Annotated in this window: 15 protein-coding genes; 3 read left to right on the top strand and 12 right to left on the bottom strand. The window is 70.6% G+C overall.

What is annotated here, in order from left to right; translation table 11 throughout:
• Positions 1–10: 10 nt before the first annotated feature.
• From ACZ39I_RS04375 to ACZ39I_RS04360, 4 genes are read right to left on the bottom strand one after another with little or no spacing between them, the layout of a single operon-like run.
• The gene (locus ACZ39I_RS04375; RefSeq protein WP_467242769.1) at positions 11–1,039 is read right to left on the bottom strand and encodes a 6-phosphofructokinase; all 1,029 of its coding nucleotides are present in this window, start codon (positions 1,037–1,039) and stop codon (positions 11–13) included.
• 53 nt (positions 1,040–1,092) lie between these two features.
• Positions 1,093–1,767, bottom strand: coding sequence for a response regulator (locus tag ACZ39I_RS04370; protein ID WP_467242768.1), 675 nt, complete (start codon positions 1,765–1,767; stop codon positions 1,093–1,095).
• A complete protein-coding gene (gene macS / locus ACZ39I_RS04365) occupies positions 1,764–2,990 on the bottom strand; it encodes a MacS family sensor histidine kinase (protein ID WP_467242767.1) in 1,227 nt (408 codons plus the stop codon). Before macS ends, ACZ39I_RS04370 begins: the two co-directional genes overlap by 4 nt.
• 38 nt (positions 2,991–3,028) lie before the next feature.
• The gene (locus ACZ39I_RS04360; protein WP_352382953.1) at positions 3,029–3,763 is read right to left on the bottom strand and encodes a lysophospholipid acyltransferase family protein; all 735 of its coding nucleotides are present in this window, start codon (positions 3,761–3,763) and stop codon (positions 3,029–3,031) included.
• Positions 3,764–3,907: 144 nt separating this feature from the next.
• On the opposite strand from ACZ39I_RS04360, the gene ACZ39I_RS04355 reads away from it, so the two are divergent.
• Both ACZ39I_RS04355 and ACZ39I_RS04350 read left to right on the top strand, forming a co-directional pair.
• On the top strand, positions 3,908–4,687 hold the full coding sequence (locus ACZ39I_RS04355) for an alpha/beta hydrolase (protein WP_467242766.1): 780 nt from the start codon (positions 3,908–3,910) through the stop codon (positions 4,685–4,687).
• Positions 4,680–5,309, top strand: a complete 630-nt coding sequence (locus tag ACZ39I_RS04350; protein ID WP_467242765.1) for a hypothetical protein — start codon at positions 4,680–4,682, stop codon at positions 5,307–5,309. Before ACZ39I_RS04355 ends, ACZ39I_RS04350 begins: the two co-directional genes overlap by 8 nt.
• A gap of 17 nt (positions 5,310–5,326) precedes the next feature.
• Here the strand turns inward: ACZ39I_RS04350 and ACZ39I_RS04345 are convergent, their stop codons facing one another.
• The 6 genes from ACZ39I_RS04345 to ACZ39I_RS04320 form a co-directional block, all read right to left on the bottom strand.
• Positions 5,327–6,034 carry an endonuclease/exonuclease/phosphatase family protein gene (locus ACZ39I_RS04345; RefSeq protein ID WP_467242764.1) on the bottom strand — a complete coding sequence of 236 codons (708 nt, stop codon included), beginning with the start codon at positions 6,032–6,034 and terminating at the stop codon, positions 5,327–5,329.
• 88 nt (positions 6,035–6,122) lie between these two features.
• Positions 6,123–7,076 carry an ROK family glucokinase gene (locus ACZ39I_RS04340; protein ID WP_352382960.1) on the bottom strand — a complete coding sequence of 318 codons (954 nt, stop codon included), beginning with the start codon at positions 7,074–7,076 and terminating at the stop codon, positions 6,123–6,125.
• A 67-nt stretch (positions 7,077–7,143) separates the two neighbouring features.
• Positions 7,144–7,620 (bottom strand): DUF5304 domain-containing protein, encoded by a 477-nt coding sequence (locus tag ACZ39I_RS04335; RefSeq protein WP_467242763.1) that lies wholly within the window; start codon positions 7,618–7,620, stop codon positions 7,144–7,146.
• 57 nt (positions 7,621–7,677) lie between these two features.
• Positions 7,678–8,835 (bottom strand): ArsA family ATPase, encoded by a 1,158-nt coding sequence (locus ACZ39I_RS04330; protein WP_467242762.1) that lies wholly within the window; start codon positions 8,833–8,835, stop codon positions 7,678–7,680.
• A gap of 170 nt (positions 8,836–9,005) precedes the next feature.
• On the bottom strand, positions 9,006–9,446 hold the full coding sequence (locus tag ACZ39I_RS04325) for an SRPBCC family protein (protein WP_352382966.1): 441 nt from the start codon (positions 9,444–9,446) through the stop codon (positions 9,006–9,008).
• 83 nt (positions 9,447–9,529) lie between these two features.
• Positions 9,530–10,327: a metallophosphoesterase family protein gene (locus ACZ39I_RS04320; RefSeq protein ID WP_467242761.1), complete on the bottom strand. Its 798-nt coding sequence runs from the start codon at positions 10,325–10,327 to the stop codon at positions 9,530–9,532.
• Between the two features lie 296 nt (positions 10,328–10,623).
• On the opposite strand from ACZ39I_RS04320, the gene ACZ39I_RS04315 reads away from it, so the two are divergent.
• On the top strand, positions 10,624–12,420 hold the full coding sequence (locus tag ACZ39I_RS04315; RefSeq protein WP_467242760.1) for an AMP-dependent synthetase/ligase: 1,797 nt from the start codon (positions 10,624–10,626) through the stop codon (positions 12,418–12,420).
• Positions 12,421–12,439: 19 nt separating this feature from the next.
• Here ACZ39I_RS04315 and ACZ39I_RS04310 read toward each other — a convergent pair whose 3' ends face one another.
• Positions 12,440–14,056, bottom strand: a complete 1,617-nt coding sequence (locus ACZ39I_RS04310; protein WP_467243317.1) for a GMC oxidoreductase — start codon at positions 14,054–14,056, stop codon at positions 12,440–12,442.
• A gap of 47 nt (positions 14,057–14,103) precedes the next feature.
• The gene (locus ACZ39I_RS04305) at positions 14,104–15,246 is read right to left on the bottom strand and encodes a glycosyltransferase family 4 protein (RefSeq protein ID WP_467242759.1); all 1,143 of its coding nucleotides are present in this window, start codon (positions 15,244–15,246) and stop codon (positions 14,104–14,106) included.
• Positions 15,247–15,281: the final 35 nt, after the last annotated feature.

Raw genomic sequence — 15,281 nt, 5'->3', positions numbered from 1 at the left:
CCGGCCGGCGTCAGCCGAAGAACACCCCCACCTCCTCGTACAGCTTCGGGTCGACCGTCTTCAGCTTCGCCGTCGCCTCCGCGATCGGCACGCGCACGATGTCCGTTCCGTGCAGGGCGACCATCTTGCCGAAGTCGCCCTCGCGGACGGCGTCGATGGCGTGCAGACCGAAGCGGGTGGCGAGCCAGCGGTCGAAGGCGCTGGGGGTGCCGCCGCGCTGGATGTGCCCGAGGACGGTCGTGCGGGCTTCCTTGCCGGTGCGCTTCTCGATCTGCTTGGCCAGCCACTCGCCGACCCCGGACAGCCGCACGTGTCCGAAGGAGTCGAGCGACTCGTCCTTGAGGACCGCGTCGCCGTCCTTCGGCATGGCACCCTCGGCGACGACCACGATCGGGGCGTACGACGCCCTGAAGCGGGAGGTGATCCAGGCGCACACCTGGTCGATGTCGAAGCGCTGCTCGGGGATGAGGATGACGTTGGCGCCGCCCGCGAGGCCGGAGTGCAGGGCTATCCAGCCGGCGTGGCGGCCCATCACCTCGCAGACCAGGACGCGCATATGGGACTCGGCGGTGGTGTGCAGCCGGTCGATGGCCTCGGTGGCGATGCCGACCGCGGTGTCGAAGCCGAAGGTGTAGTCGGTGGCGGAGAGGTCGTTGTCGATGGTCTTCGGTACGCCGACACAGGGCACGCCGTGGTGGTCGGAGAGCTGGGCGGCCACGCCCAGGGTGTCCTCGCCACCGATGGCGATGAGCGCCTCGATCTCCCGCGCGGCCAGGTTCTCCTGGATCCGGCGGATGCCGTCCTCCCGCTTCAACGGGTTGGTGCGGGAGGAGCCGAGGATGGTGCCGCCGCGGGGCAGGATGCCGCGCACGGCCGGGATGTCGAGACGCACGGTGGCGTCCTCCAGTGGACCCCGCCAGCCGTCCCGGAAGCCGGTGAAGTCATAGCCGTACTTCTGAACGCCCTTGCGGACGATGGCCCGGATGACGGCGTTGAGGCCGGGGCAGTCGCCGCCTCCGGTCAGTACTCCGACGCGCATGGACAGATCCCTTCGCCGCAGGTGCCTGACGAAGGGTCAGTGTGACGCCCGTCTCACTCGTCGTCGAGGCCTCGTTCAATGGCGTATCGGACGAGCTCGACCCTGTTGTGGAGTTGCAGCTTGCCGAGGGTGTTCTGGACGTGGTTCTGGACCGTGCGGTGGGAGATGACCAGACGTTCGGCGATCTGCTTGTAGCTCAGGCCCTTGGCGACCAGCCTGAGCACCTCGGTCTCCCGCTCGGTGAGTTGCGGGGCTCTGGGCTGGTCAGGGTCCGTGGTGGGCGCGGGGTCGGTGGCCAGGCGCCGGTACTCGCCGAGGACAAGGCCCGCGAGGCCGGGTGTGAAGACAGGGTCGCCGACGGCCGTGCGGCGGACCGCGTCCAGGAGTTCCTCGGTCGACGCCGACTTCAGCAGATAGCCGGTCGCGCCCGACTTCACGGCCTCCAGGACATCCGCGTGCTCGCCGCTCGCCGACAGCACGAGGACGCGCAGGGCCGGGTTGTGGCCGACGAGCTCCTTGCAGACCTGGACGCCGGGCTTCACCGGCAGGTTCAGGTCGAGCACCAGCACGTCGGGGTCCACCGCCTTGGCCCGGCGTACGGCCTGGTCGCCGTCGCCCGCCGTCGCGACCACGTCGAGGCCGGACTCGGCCAGGTCGCGGGCGACCGCGTCGCGCCACATGGGGTGGTCGTCGACCACCATGACCCTGATCGGACCTTTGTCGCTCATCGCAGTCCTGCCTTCCCCCGTGAGACCTTCGGTACTTTCAGCTCGACCTCCGTGCCCTGCCCCGGAGGTGAGATCAACTCGGCGCTGCCGCCGAGGTCACGCAGCCGGCCCCGGATCGACAGGGCCACCCCGAGCCGCCCCTCCCCCTCGGCCTGCGCGAGCCGTCCTTCGGGGATGCCGGGTCCGTCGTCCCGTACGGTCACGATCACCTCGTCGGGTTCGTCCTCGACGAGGATCCACGCACGCGCGTGCTCACCGGCGTGCCGGTGCACGTTGTCCAGGGCGGCCCCCACGGCCGCCGCCAGCTCGCGCGCGGCGGGCGGGGGCAGCGGGACGGGGGCGCCGGGCTCGACGAGGGAGACCTTCGCCGAGGCGTACGGGGCGAGCAGCGCGCGCAGGTCGAGCGGACCGTCGTCCGGTCCGTCGTCGTCCACGTCGTCGACGACGTGGACGACGGCCCCCTGGGCCGCGTCCCGCGAGACCCGGGAGACGGACGTCAGCCCGCCGGAGACCAGGGTGCGCAGCGCCACCTCCTGCTCGCCGGCCATCCGGCCCAGCTCGGCCGCCTCGCCGCCCATGACCGCGCCCCGGCGCTGCACCATGGCGAGCACCTGCAGGACGCTGTCGTGGATGTCCCGGGCCAGCCGCTCGCGCTCCCGGGTCGCCGCCTCGATCTCCAGGGCGCGGGCGAGGGTGCGCTCGGAGGCACGGGCGACCTCGACGACGTAGCCGATGGCGATGGAGGCGACCCAGACGAGGATCACGTTGTGGACGGTGTCGCGGGCCGGCTGGCCGCGCTCGATGAGGTTGGCGGCGGCGACCGGCGTGGAGGCGAGTGCGGCCCAGCGCCAGCCGCCCTTGATGGCGAAGGCGAGGACGGAACCGGCGGTCCATATCGACGGCAGGGTGGGCCCGCCGCTGTCGATGTGGTGGTCGTTGACGACCAGCGGGGTCAGCACGATCCCGGTGAGCGCGATCGCGAGGTCGACGGCGAGGAAACGCTTGGTGCAGGCGGCCGCGTTCTGGACGCGGGGCAGCGTGGCGAGCGTCCAGACGCACAGGACGACGTAGTAGGTGATAGCGATGCCGGGCCGGTCGTACTCGTCGTACTGCGTGGCGAAGAGGCCGACCGCGTACAGCATGGTGAGCACCCGGTACCCGGTCAGCGCACGCCACAGCGGCTGCTCGACCGACATGCGCATGACGCGTACTTGTTTGGCCATCTCCCCCACCCCCGGCCCGGACTGCGTGTCCCAGGATCCTAGGGCTTGTCCTTGTCGGCCTTCGCGACAGCGGCCTTGGCGGCCTTCGCCGCGTCCGAGATCCGGCGCTTGGCGGCGGTCGCGTAGATGTCGACGTACTCCTGGCCGGAGAGCTTCATGATCTCGTACATGACCTCGTCGGTCACCGCGCGGAGCACGAAGCGGTCGTGCTCCATGCCCTGGTAGCGGCTGAAGTCCAGCGGCTCGCCGATGCGGATGCCCGGCCGCATCAGCTTGGGCATGACCTTGCCGGGCGGCTGGATCTTCTCCGTGTCGATCATGGCGACCGGGATGACCGGGGCGCCGGAGGCGAGCGCCACGCGCGCGAGGCCGCCGGGCTTGCCCCGGTACAGGCGCCCGTCGGGCGAGCGGGTGCCCTCCGGATAGATGCCGAACAGCTCACCGCGCTCCAGCACGTCGAGGCCGCTCTTGATGGCCGCCTCGCCCGCGCCGCGCGCGCCGGAGCGGTCCACCGGCAGCTGTCCGACGCCCTTGAAGAAGGCGGCCGTGAGGCGACCCTTCACTCCGGGCGTGGTGAAGTACTCGGCCTTCGCGATGAAGGTGACCTTGCGGTCGAGGACCGCGGGCAGGAAGAACGAGTCGGAGAACGACAGGTGGTTGCTCGCCAGGATGGCCGGCCCCTCGGCGGGAATGTTCTCCAGGCCCTCCACCCAGGGCCTGAAGGCAACCTTCAGCGGCCCACCGATGGCGACCTTCATCGTGCCGTACAACAACCGAGTGCCTCCTGTGTTCGTCGTTCAGACCTTAACCCGGAGGCCTGTCAAAGAGACCGACGGCCCTGGTCGGTGTCAGTGCGGTCGCGTACGGTGAACCTCACCTGGACTTGCTCACGCTTCTTTCATGAACAGGAGACCTAGGTGCCGGTCCTCCCCGGAGCCGAGCCGTTCCGCCATGAGGGCGGGGAGGCCGGTGTCCTTCTCTGCCACGGCTTCACCGGTTCCCCCCAGTCGCTGCGGCCCTGGGCCCAGTACCTCGCCGACCGCGGTCTGACGGTCTCCCTGCCGCTGCTGCCCGGTCACGGCACCCGCTGGCAGGACATGGCGCTCACCGGCTGGCAGGACTGGTACGCCGAGGTGGACCGCGAGCTGCGTGCCCTCACCGAGCGCTGCACCTCCGTGTTCGTGGCCGGTCTGTCCATGGGCGGCACCCTGGCCCTCAGGCTGGCCGCCAAGCACGGGGACGCGGTGAGCGGCGTCATCGTCGTCAACCCGGCGAACCGCATGCACGGCCTCGCGCCCTACGCCCTTCCGGTGGCCCGGCATTTCGTGCGCACGGCGCCCGGGATCGCCAGCGACATCAAGAAGGAGGGCAGCGTCGAGCTGGGGTACGACAAGGTGCCGCTGCACGCGGCCCACTCCCTGCGGACCTTCTTCCGCCAGGTCGACGGCGAGCTGCCGCAGGTCACCCAGCCGCTGCTGGTGCTGCGCAGCGCCCAGGACCATGTGGTGCCGGCGGCCGACTCGGCGCGGGTGCTGAGCCGGGTGTCGTCGACGGACGTAACTGAGATCGTGCTGGAACAGAGCTACCACGTGGCGACGTTGGACCATGACGCGGAGCGGATTTTCGACGAGAGCCTCGCGTTCATCGGCCGGCACACCACCGGCATCGGCAGTGAAGGGACGGCCGCCCGTGGCTGAGCACGACTCCGATCGCGAGGACCGCGAGGGCCCCGAGCCCGAGGAGCAGGGCGTCCCGTTCGACGAGGAGGCCGCGTGGGCGGCCATCGTCGCCGGGTACGGCGAAGAGCCCAAGGACCCGCCGGGCACGAAGCCGTTCAAGTCGGTCGAGGATCTCGCGCTGCTCGAGACCGAGACGAACGACGAGCCGACGGCCACGCGGACCCAGCCGGAGAAGGACGCGCCGAAGGCGGACTCACCCAAGAAGGACGCACCGAAGCAGGACGAGAAGCCGGCGAAGCCGCTGGGCGGTTCCGTCTCCTTCGCGCCCGGCGTCGGGCCGCGTGACTACAGCGCGCCGGAGCCGTCCGAGGACGACTTCGAGGACGACGACGAGGGGCACTTCGTGCCGCCGGAGCCGCCGCCGCTGCCCGCCGCCGACACCACCGCCAAGTTCGCCTGGCTGGGCGTGCTCGGCGGGCCGCTTCTGCTGCTGGTCGCGGTGCTGCTCGGCTGGGAGATGACGTGGTGGCTGGCCACGGTGGGGATCGGCGGCTTCCTGGGCGGCTTCGCCACGCTGGTGACGCGGATGCGGGCGGACGACGAGGACGACGAGAATCCCGGCCGGGGTGCCGTCGTCTAGGTCGGCTCGGCTCAGCTTCAGCTCACGGGGATGTTGAGGGTGGCCAGGACCGGAAGATGGTCGGTGGCCGCCCTCAGGTCTGTCTCCGTGATGCCGGGCAGGTCCACGGGGACTCCGCAGCCGACCACCTCGATGCCCTTGGTGGCGAAGATCGCGTCGATGCGCCGCTGGGGTTCGGTGCGGGTCCAGGTGTGTTCGGCGCCGGTGGGACTGCTCGCCCAGCAGTCCTGAAGGCTGTCCGCGATGCGGGTGAAGGCGGGGCCGGTGGGGCGTTCGTTGAGGTCGCCGCCGGCCACGGCGTGCTCCACGCCCATGCCGGCGAGGCGGTCGAGGAGCATGCCCGCCTGGTCGTAGCGCTCGTCCCTCTGCAGTGACAGGTGACAGCTCAGCACGCCGAGCCGGGCGCCGCCGATTCGCACGACGGCGGTGGCGAAGCCCCGTCGGTGCTCACCGGGGGTGAGCGGGAGGAGGACGTCTTCCGTCCGTTCGACCGTCGCCCGCAGGTTGCAGAGGATCGCGGGGCCCGCCGCCGTGCCGCCGCCGGTGAGCACGACCAGTCCCGCGGCCGACGCCAGCCTTGCCAGCTTCTTGCGCCAGCGGAAGAAGCGGGGGGCTTCCTGGATCAGGACGAGATCTGGTTCGCAGGCCTGGATGACCCGGGCCAGCGCGTCTGTGTCGTCTCGCATCGAGCGGATGTTGTAGCTCAGGACCTTGACCAGAACCATGTGGATCAATTTACGCCCAAGGAGAAGGGGCGTGGGGATCGCGCCCCACGCCCCTGAGGAGGAGCCCCTGAAGAGGAGAAGTCACCCCTTACATGACCGGGTCGGGCTCTCGCGCCAGGTCCGCCGCGCCCACCAGGCCCGCCTTGTTGCCCAGTTGGGCGGCGATGACGTCCGCCACCGGGCGCCAGTTGCCGCCCACCAGCCAGCGCTTGTAGGACTTGCGGATCGGGTCCAGGACCAGTTCGCCCTCGTCGGAGAGGCCGCCGCCGACGATGAAGGCGGACGGGTCGAAGAGGGAGGCCAGGTCCGCGAGGCCCGCGCCGGCCCAGCGGGCGAGCTCGCGGTAGGAGTCGACGGCGACCGGGTCGCCCTGACGGGCGGCCATGGAGATGTGCTTGCCCTCGATGCCGTCGGGGCTGCCGTCGCCGAGGCCCAGGAGGATCTCGGCGTTCTCCGGGGTGGCGTTGGCGCGTTGCTTGGCGTACCTCACCAGTGCCCGCCCCGACGCGTACTGCTCCCAGCAGCCCTGCGAGCCGCAGCCGCACAGCAGACCGTCCGGGACCATGCGGATGTGCCCGAACTCGGCCGCCACGCCGAAGTGGCCGCGGCGCAGCTTGTTGCCGATGATGATGCCGCCGCCGAGGCCGGTGCCGAGCGTGATGCAGATGACGTTGCGGTGGCCCTTGCCGGCACCGAACTTGTACTCGCCCCAGGCGGCCGCGTTGGCGTCGTTCTCCACGACCACCGGGAGGCCCACGCGGGCCTCGACCTTCTCCTTCAGCGGTTCCTGGCGCCAGTCGATGTTCGGTGCGAAGTAGACCGTGGAGCGCTGCCGGTTGACGTATCCGGCGGCCCCGATGCCCACGCCGACGATCTCGTGACCGGCGTGCGCGCCCTCCACCGCCGAGGCGATGGCGTCCACGATGCCCTCCGGCGTGCCCGGGGTCGGCACCGTGTGCGTCGAGAGGATGTTGCCTTCCTCGTCGACCACACCGGCCGCGATCTTCGTGCCGCCGATATCGACGCCGATGGTGAGTCCCATGAATCCCTCAGTTTCGGTCGAGCCCCGCTACGGCCAACCGTACCCGAGGCCCTGCCGTCAGGGGGTTTCAGTCCAAATCGATGCGCTCGCCGGGGCCCGGTTCCTCGCCCCGGTCGCGCAGGGTCTCGTCGCGGCGGCTCCAGCGCTGCTCCTGCGCCTGGACCGCGGAGCGGTAGGCGGCGAGGAGTTCGCCACCGGCGGCCGCGAGGTGGTCGAAGACGTCCGGGTTGCGCTCGATGACCGGCTCGACCGCGGCCTTGGCCTGCTGGACGACCTGCTTGACCACCTGCTGGGCGGCCGGCCCGGCGATGCCCCCGAGGAGCGGGGACTGGAGGCCGGACAGCTTCTCGGCGACGTTGTCGACGAGTTTGCGCAGCTCTTCGGCGGCCGAGCCCGGGGGCGGGCCGTACTGGGTGCGGCGGCGGACCTTCTCCGCCGCGAGGTCCTCCGCGACCGCCGTCGCCCATGCGTCGGCGTCGGTCGCCCGTACCTCGTCCACGGCCTCGTTCTCCTCGGCGCCGGACGGGGGGAGCTCTTCGCTCATGACGGACTCCTGACTACGGTTCGTCCCTACGACGTTACCCGAATGGGCGTACGTGGTTCACGGGGTGCGGGGCCACAGATCCGGGTCCGGGGCGAACCGGATCCGCAGCTCGCCCTCGCGCAGGGCGGCGCCGGCGACCGTGCAGCGGCGCAGGGCCGAGGGCAGCGGGACGATCCGGCGGAACTGCCCCGCCCTGATGAGGAGTTCGTCGCCGCGCCGGATCAGGTCCAGCTCGTCGCGCAGGGCGCCGGGCAGCGGGAGGTGCCACACCAGCACGCCGTCCTCGGCGAGGTGGTCGGCGACGGGCCACTCGACCGTGGAGGTCGTGTCGTTGACCACGGGGACGCCGAGGGCGGTGAGGTCGTCGTCGCCGCGGGGGTCGTGGCCCAGATGCGGGACGACCTGGACGTCGTACGACTCCTGCCACTCCTCCAGGGCCTTGCGCTGCTGGGCGACGAGTCCCGGGGACCAGTCCTCCGGTACGACGCGGTTGGCGACCAGGGTGTCGGGGCGCAGGCCGCGCAGGGCGAGGGCGAGGCTCGCGGCGCGGACCGCGTCGGCGCCGGCGGGGCCGGGTTCGGCGACGAGCCGCACCACGGCCCGCCGGTCGGCGAGGACGGCCTCGACCGCGCCGAGTTCCGTGTCCCAGCGGGCGGCGGTCTCGTACAGCCACTCCGAGGGCATGGGAATGCCGGCGAGCCGTCCGAGGACGGGCCGCAGACCGGCGGCCGCCTGGCGCTCGGCGGGGAGGAGTCGGCGCAGGTAACGGCGCAGTTCCTCGGGGAGGGAGAGGAGGGCGAGGGCCTGCGGGGTGGGCGGCAGGTCCACGACGAGCAGGTCGTGCCGCTCGGACAGGGCCGCGTCACGCAGGGCGCGCAGGAGGGTGAGCTCCTCGGCGCCGGGCAGCGGGGTGACCTCCTCGGGGTCGAGCCGGGAGGCGCCGAGCAGGTCGAGCACGTGGGAGGCACGGTCCTGGAAGGCGGCCAGATCGTCCCGGAAACCGGCGGTGGCGTCAGGGCGCCACGCGGTGAGGGTGGGGGTGACCTGGGCCGGGGTCGGGCCGGTGGGCACGCCGAGGATCGCGCCGAGGGTGTCGGTGCGGTCGGCACTCAGCACCAGGGTGCGGGTGCCGTCGCCTGCGGCGCGCAGGGCGGTGGCGGCGGCGACCGTCGTACGACCGCTGCCGCCGGGGCCGGTGATCAGGATGGTGCGCATAGGGGTGAACCGTAACGGACGCGACGGTTCAGTCCGGCGGGGCAGTCTTGCGGCTGCGGCCCGGCGGGGGCTGGTCGCGCACCGTTTTCAGGGGCGCGGGGCTGTAGCAATGTGCGGCCCCGCCGCGTGGGCGCGACCAGCCACGACGGACCCGCACCCGAAAGACGGCCCTACCGCTCGGACTCCACCCGCTTCTTCAGCCCCGCCAGCGCCCGGTCGATGATGACCTTCTCCGCCTTGCGCTTGATCATGCCGAGCATCGGGATCTTGACGTCGACCGTCAGCAGGTAGGTGACCTCTGTCGAACCCGCACCCGCCGGCTTCAGCACGTACGAACCGTCCAGCTGCCGCAGCATCTGGGACTTGACCAGCGTCCAGGAGACCTCGTTCTCGCCGGTCCACGTGTAGCCGAGGACCTGGTCGTCCTTGATGGCGCCCGCGTCCATGACCAGCCGGACCTGCTCGGCGCGGCCGGACGCGTCCGTCGACAGGACCTCCGCCTGCTTCACCTCGCCCGTCCAGTCCGGGTAGCGGGCGAAGTCCGCGATCACCGCCATGACGTCGGCAGGCGCAGCTTCGATCGTGATGCTCGAACTGGTGTGTTCCGCCATCGCCGTGGCTCCTCCAGATAAGGTCCGGTGAGGAAGGGTGGTACGCACGTCTGTGCAGCGTGAAGGCTACCGCGCGGACGGGCTCACCATTCCAGCGCCCACGGCTTCCCGCTCCCCGCGAAGTGCCCCACGTTCACACACTCGGTCGCCCCGATCAGCATCCGCCGGACCAGGGGCTGGTGGACATGGCCGAACAGCGAGTACCGGGGGCGGGTACGGCGGATCGCGGCGAGCAGTGCCCGGCTGCCCCGCTCGAACCGCCGCGCGACGGTGTCGTAGACCAGCTCCGGCACCTCCGGCGGGATGTGCGTGCACAGCACGTCCACCTCGCCGACCGCCTCGATCTTCGCCGCGTACTCCTCGTCGCTGATCTCGTACGGCGTCCGCATCGGGGTCCTGAGACCGCCGCCCACGAAACCGAACGTCCAGCCGCCGATCTCCACCCGCTCGCCGTCGAGCACGGTCGTACCGGGCCCCGCGAACTCCCGCCACAAAGGCGGCATGTCGACATTGCCGTAGGTCGCGTACGTCGGTGTCGGGAACGCGGCGAACATCTCGGCGTACTGCTTGCGCACCGCCTTCTCGATCACCGTGCCCCGGTCGGCACCGATCCCGCTCCACAGCCGGGCCCCGAGTTCGCGCGCCTCCTCGAAACGGCGGGCGGTGCGCAGTTCCACGATGCGGTCCGCGTTCTCCGCGCCAAACAGGTCGGGGAAGATGCCGCGCGAGTGGTCGGCGTAGTCCAGGAACAGCACCAGGTCACCGAGACAGATCAGGGCGTCGGCGCCTTCGCCGGCTCTGGCCAGGTCACGGGCGTTGCCGTGCACATCACTGACCACGTGGACGCGTGTCTTCCGGCTTCCGGCCGGTGTGGGTGCCATGACGATCAAGAGTAAGCCTGTGCGGCATACGTGAACAGTGGCGTCCGGCCCTGCGGTTACTGGCCAGTCGGTAAGTAGGTGGACTACTGTGCGCGAAAAGAACCCCCAATCCGTGTGACGCAGCGAACATCTCGCCGGGACCCCCTGTCGAAGAAGCCATACCGGCGGGTAACGTCCGGGCAGTCCAGTCGTGCTCAGCATTCAACTACCGAATCCCTGAGCACCTGCCCGAGCCTTGGACCGACCGTCGCATCACACAACGTCGTGGCGCCGGCGCCCTATGAGGAGCAGCAGTCTTGCGCGAGTTCAGCCTTCCGGCTTTGTACGAGGTCCCTGCGGACGGCAATCTCACCGACATCGTCCGGAGAAACGCCGCGCAGCATCCCGACGTAGCCGTCATCGCCCGCAAGGTGGGCGGTCAGTGGCAGGACGTGACGGCCACGGCCTTCCTGGCCGAGGTGCACGCCACCGCCAAGGGGCTCATCGCCTCCGGCGTCCAGCCCGGCGACCGGGTCGCCCTGATGTCCCGCACCCGCTACGAGTGGACGCTGCTGGACTTCGCGATCTGGAGTGCGGGCGCGATCACCGTGCCGGTGTACGAGACCAGTTCGCCCGAGCAGATCCAGTGGATCCTCGGCGACTCGGGCGCGACCGCCTGCGTCGTGGAGCTGGACGGTCACAGCGCGGCCGTCGAGTCGGTGCGCGACTCGCTGCCTGCCCTCAAGCACGTCTGGCAGATCGAGGGCGGCGGGATCGAGGAGCTGGCCCGCGCCGGCAAGGACATCAGCGACGCGGCCGTCGAGGAGCGCAGTTCGCTGGCGAAGGCCGACGACCCGGCGACCATCGTCTACACCTCCGGCACCACGGGGCGTCCCAAGGGCTGTGTGCTCACCCACCGCAGCTTCTTCGCGGAGTGCGGCAACATCGTGGAGCGGCTGCGCCCGCTGTTCCGCACCGGCGAGTGCTCGGTCCTGCTCTTCCTGCCGCTCGCGCACGTCTTCGGCCGGCTGGTGCAGATCGCACCGATGATGGCGCCGATCAAACTGGGCATGGTCCCGGACATCAAGCAGCTCACCGACGAACTGGCGGCCTTCCGGCCGACGCTGATCCTCGGCGTCCCGCGCGTCTTCGAGAAGGTCTACAACTCGGCGCGCGCCAAGGCGCAGGCGGACGGCAAGGGCAAGATCTTCGACAAGGCCGCCGACACGGCGATCGCCTACAGCAAGGCCCTGGACACCCCGTCGGGCCCGTCGCTCGGTCTGAAGATCAAGTACAAGACGTTCGACAAACTCGTCTACAGCAAGCTGCGGGCCGTGCTGGGCGGTCGCGGTGAGTACGCGATCTCCGGCGGCGCCCCGCTGGGCGAGCGCCTGGGGCACTTCTTCCGCGGTATCGGCTTCACGGTCCTGGAGGGCTACGGCCTGACCGAGTCCTGTGCCGCGACCGCGTTCAACCCCTGGGACCGTACGAAGATCGGCACCGTCGGGCAGCCGCTGCCGGGTTCGGTGATCCGGATCGCGGACGACGGCGAGGTGCTGCTGCACGGCGAGCACCTGTTCAAGGGCTACTGGAACAACGAGGCCGCGACCGCCGAGGCGCTGACCGACGGCTGGTTCCACACCGGTGACATCGGCACCCTCGACGAGGACGGCTATCTCAGGATCACCGGCCGCAAGAAGGAGATCATCGTCACCGCGGGCGGCAAGAACGTCGCCCCGGCCGTGATCGAGGACCGTATCCGGGCGCACGCGCTGGTCGCGGAGTGCATGGTGGTGGGCGACGGGCGGCCGTTCGTGGGCGCGCTGGTCACCATCGACGAGGAGTTCCTGGGCCGTTGGGCCGAGGAGCACGGCAAGCCGGCGGGTTCCACCGCGGCGTCGCTGACCGGGGACGCGGACCTGAACGCGGCGATCCAGGCCGCGATCGACGACGGCAACGCCGCGGTGTCGAAGGCGGAATCGGTGCGGAAGTTCCGCATTCTGTCCTCCCAGTTCGCGGAGGAGACGGGCCACCTCACGCCCTCGCTGAAGCTCAAGCGGAACGTGGTGGCGAAGGACTTCGCGGACGAGATCGAGGCGATCTACGCGAAGTAGTACGTCCTCTGACGAAGCGTCATGGCGCGGTGTCCTCCACGAGGACCCGCGCCATCGTGCGTTCGGCGAGGGCGGTGATGGTGACGAACGGGTTGACCCCGATGTTTCCGGGGATCAGCGAGCCGTCGGTGACGTACAGCTTCGAATAGCCCTTCACCCGGCCGTAGTTGTCGGTGGCCTTGCCCAGCACGCAGCCGCCCAGCGGGTGGTAGGTGAAGTCGTCGGCGAAGACCCTGCTGGGGGAGCCGAAGAGGTCGTACCGGTAGATGGTCGAGTTGGCGGAGTTGATCCGGTCGAAGAGCTTCTTGGCCATGCCGGAGGAGACCGAGCTCTGCGCGCTGCTCCAGTCGAGGCCCAGTCCCCCGCTGCCGTACGAGAACCTGGCGCGCTGTGGGTTCTTGGTGATCGCCAGATAGAGGCTGACCCAGTGCTCGAGTCCCGTGGGTAAAGGCGCGATCTCGGCGAAGACGGGGTTGTCGGTGTTGGCCCAGTCGTCGATGCCCATGACCGGCATGGTCGACTGGTTGGCGCCGACGGTGTCCCACAGGTGGTTGGCCCGTCCGAGCATCGTGTTGCCGTTGGGCCCCCAGCCGGCCCCGACGCTCGCGTCCAGCGCCGGGAGGGTCCCCGACTGCCGTGACCTGAGCAGGAGTTCACTCGTGCCGAGGCTGCCGCCGCCGAGGAACAGATAGGTGCAGCCGTACTGCTTGGTCTCGACGACCGCGCCGGTGTAGTCGATCCGGTCGGCGGTCAGCACCCAACTGCCGTCGCCCGCCCGGCTGATGCCGGTGACCTTCTCCATGGTGTGGATGGTGACGTTGCCGGTGCCGAGCGCGGACGCCAGATACGTCTTGTCGAGGCTCTTCTTGCCGTGGTTGTTGCCGTAGATGACCTCCTGGCCGAGGGCCGACTTGGTGGCGGTGCCGGCGGCCTCGCGCTGCATGTAGCCGAAGTCGTAGACGCTGGGCACGAAGGTGGTCTTCAGGCCGGTGTTGCCGGCGTGCTTGCGGGAGACCCGGCTGAACCGGTACCACTCGGTCGACTCGAACCAGGCCGGGTCGATCGTGTTGACGCCGAGCATGGCGCGGGCGCGCGGGAAGTACGTGCCGTACATCTCGGCGGTGTCGACGCCCGGGAACTGCTCGGCGAAGTAGGACTGGAGCGGGGTGACCGCCATCGAGCCATTGACCAGGGAGCCGCCGCCGACCCCGCGGCCCACGAAGACGGACATGTTGGGGAAGTGCACCCGGTCCAGGACGCCGGGGTAGGGGTTGACGTCCTTGTTGACGACGTCCAGCCACAGGAAGGTGGCCAGCGGCGCCTCGGTGCGGGAGCGGAACCACATGGAGCGCTGGTCGGGACTGGCGGTGTTGCAGAAGATGTTGCCGTCGGGGCCGGCGGTGTTCCAGAGCCGGCCCATCTCGAGGACGAGGGTGCGGATACCGGCCTGGCCGAGGCGCAGGGCGGCGACGGAGGCGCCGTAGCCGGAGCCGACGACGATGGCGGGCGCGGACTCGACCGCGGCGGGCTCGTCCGCACGGGCCGACTGGAGCCCGACTCGGGTGAAGCCGAGAGTGGCCGCCGTCTGGAGGGCGGCCATACCAAGGATCTGACGTCTAGTCAGCTGACGCTGCATCAGTTTTGCTGTCATGCGCGCAGCATCGGCGGATTATCGGCCTCCGGCTATACCAACGTCTTCAACTTTTCCGCCAACAAATCCCACCGCCACTTCTCCTCGACCCACTCCCGTCCCCGCTCCCCCATGCGGCTCCGCAGTTCCGCGTCGCCGAGGAGGACGACGATCCGCTCGGCGGTCTCCTCGGCCGACCCGCCCCGCACGACCCACCCGGTCTCGCCGTCGAGCACGGCGTCCGGGGCGCCGCCCGAGTCCCCGGCGACGACGGGCAGGCCGGTCGCGGAGGCCTCCAGGTAGACGATCCCGAGCCCCTCGACGTCGAGTCCGCCCCGGCGGGTCCGGCAGGGCATCGCGAAGACGTCCCCGGCGCCGTAGTGCGCGGGCAGCTCGGCCCAGGGCACGGCTCCGGTGAAGCGGACGGAGGCGGCGACCCCCGTCTCGTGTGCGAGCCTGCGCAGGTCCTTCTCGTACGGCCCGCCGCCGACGATCAGCAGCACGGCGTCGGGCTCCTTCGCGAGGATCCGCGGCATGGCGAGGATCAGCGTGTCCTGCCCCTTGCGCGGCACGAGCCGGGACACGCACACCACCACCGGCCGGTCCGTCAGCCCCAGCCGCGCCCGCACGGCGTCGCCGCCCGACCCGGGGTGGAAGGTCTTCTCGTCGACCCCGGGCGGCAGCTGCACCATCCGTGCGGCGGCCGCCGGGGTCAGCGCGGCGGCGATTCTGGACCGCGTGTACTCGCCGAGGTAGGTGATCGTGTCGGTCGACTCCCCGATACGGCCGAGCAGCTGCCGCGCGGCGGGCAGTTGGGCCCACCCGGCCTCGTGCCCGTGGGTCGTGGCCACCAGCCGCCGGGCCCCCGCCCTCCTGAGCGCCGGCGCCATCAGCCCGAGCGGCGCTGCCGCCCCGAACCACACCGACGTACAGCCGTGCTCACGCAGCAGCGCGACCGCCTTCCGGGTCGCCCCGGGCGTCGGCAGCAGCATGGTCGTGGAATCCCGTACGACGGTGAAGGGCTGCTCGGCGTCGAAGGCGGCGGTCGCCTCGACGCCCTCCCGGCTCCGCTTCCAGGTGGAGGCGTAGACGACCAGCCGCTCGGGGTCGAGGCGCAGCGCCATGTTGTGCAGGAACGCCTGGATGCCACCGGGGCGGGGCGGGAAGTCGTTCGTCACGATCAGGGTCTTGTGCATCGCGGCCGAGACTACCGAACCGGCTGCTCACAGCC

This window comes from Streptomyces sp. NPDC024687, assembly GCF_055559055.1.
The sequence above is the reverse complement of the archived record's forward strand: the minus strand, read 5'-3'. Positions and strand labels throughout refer to the sequence as shown.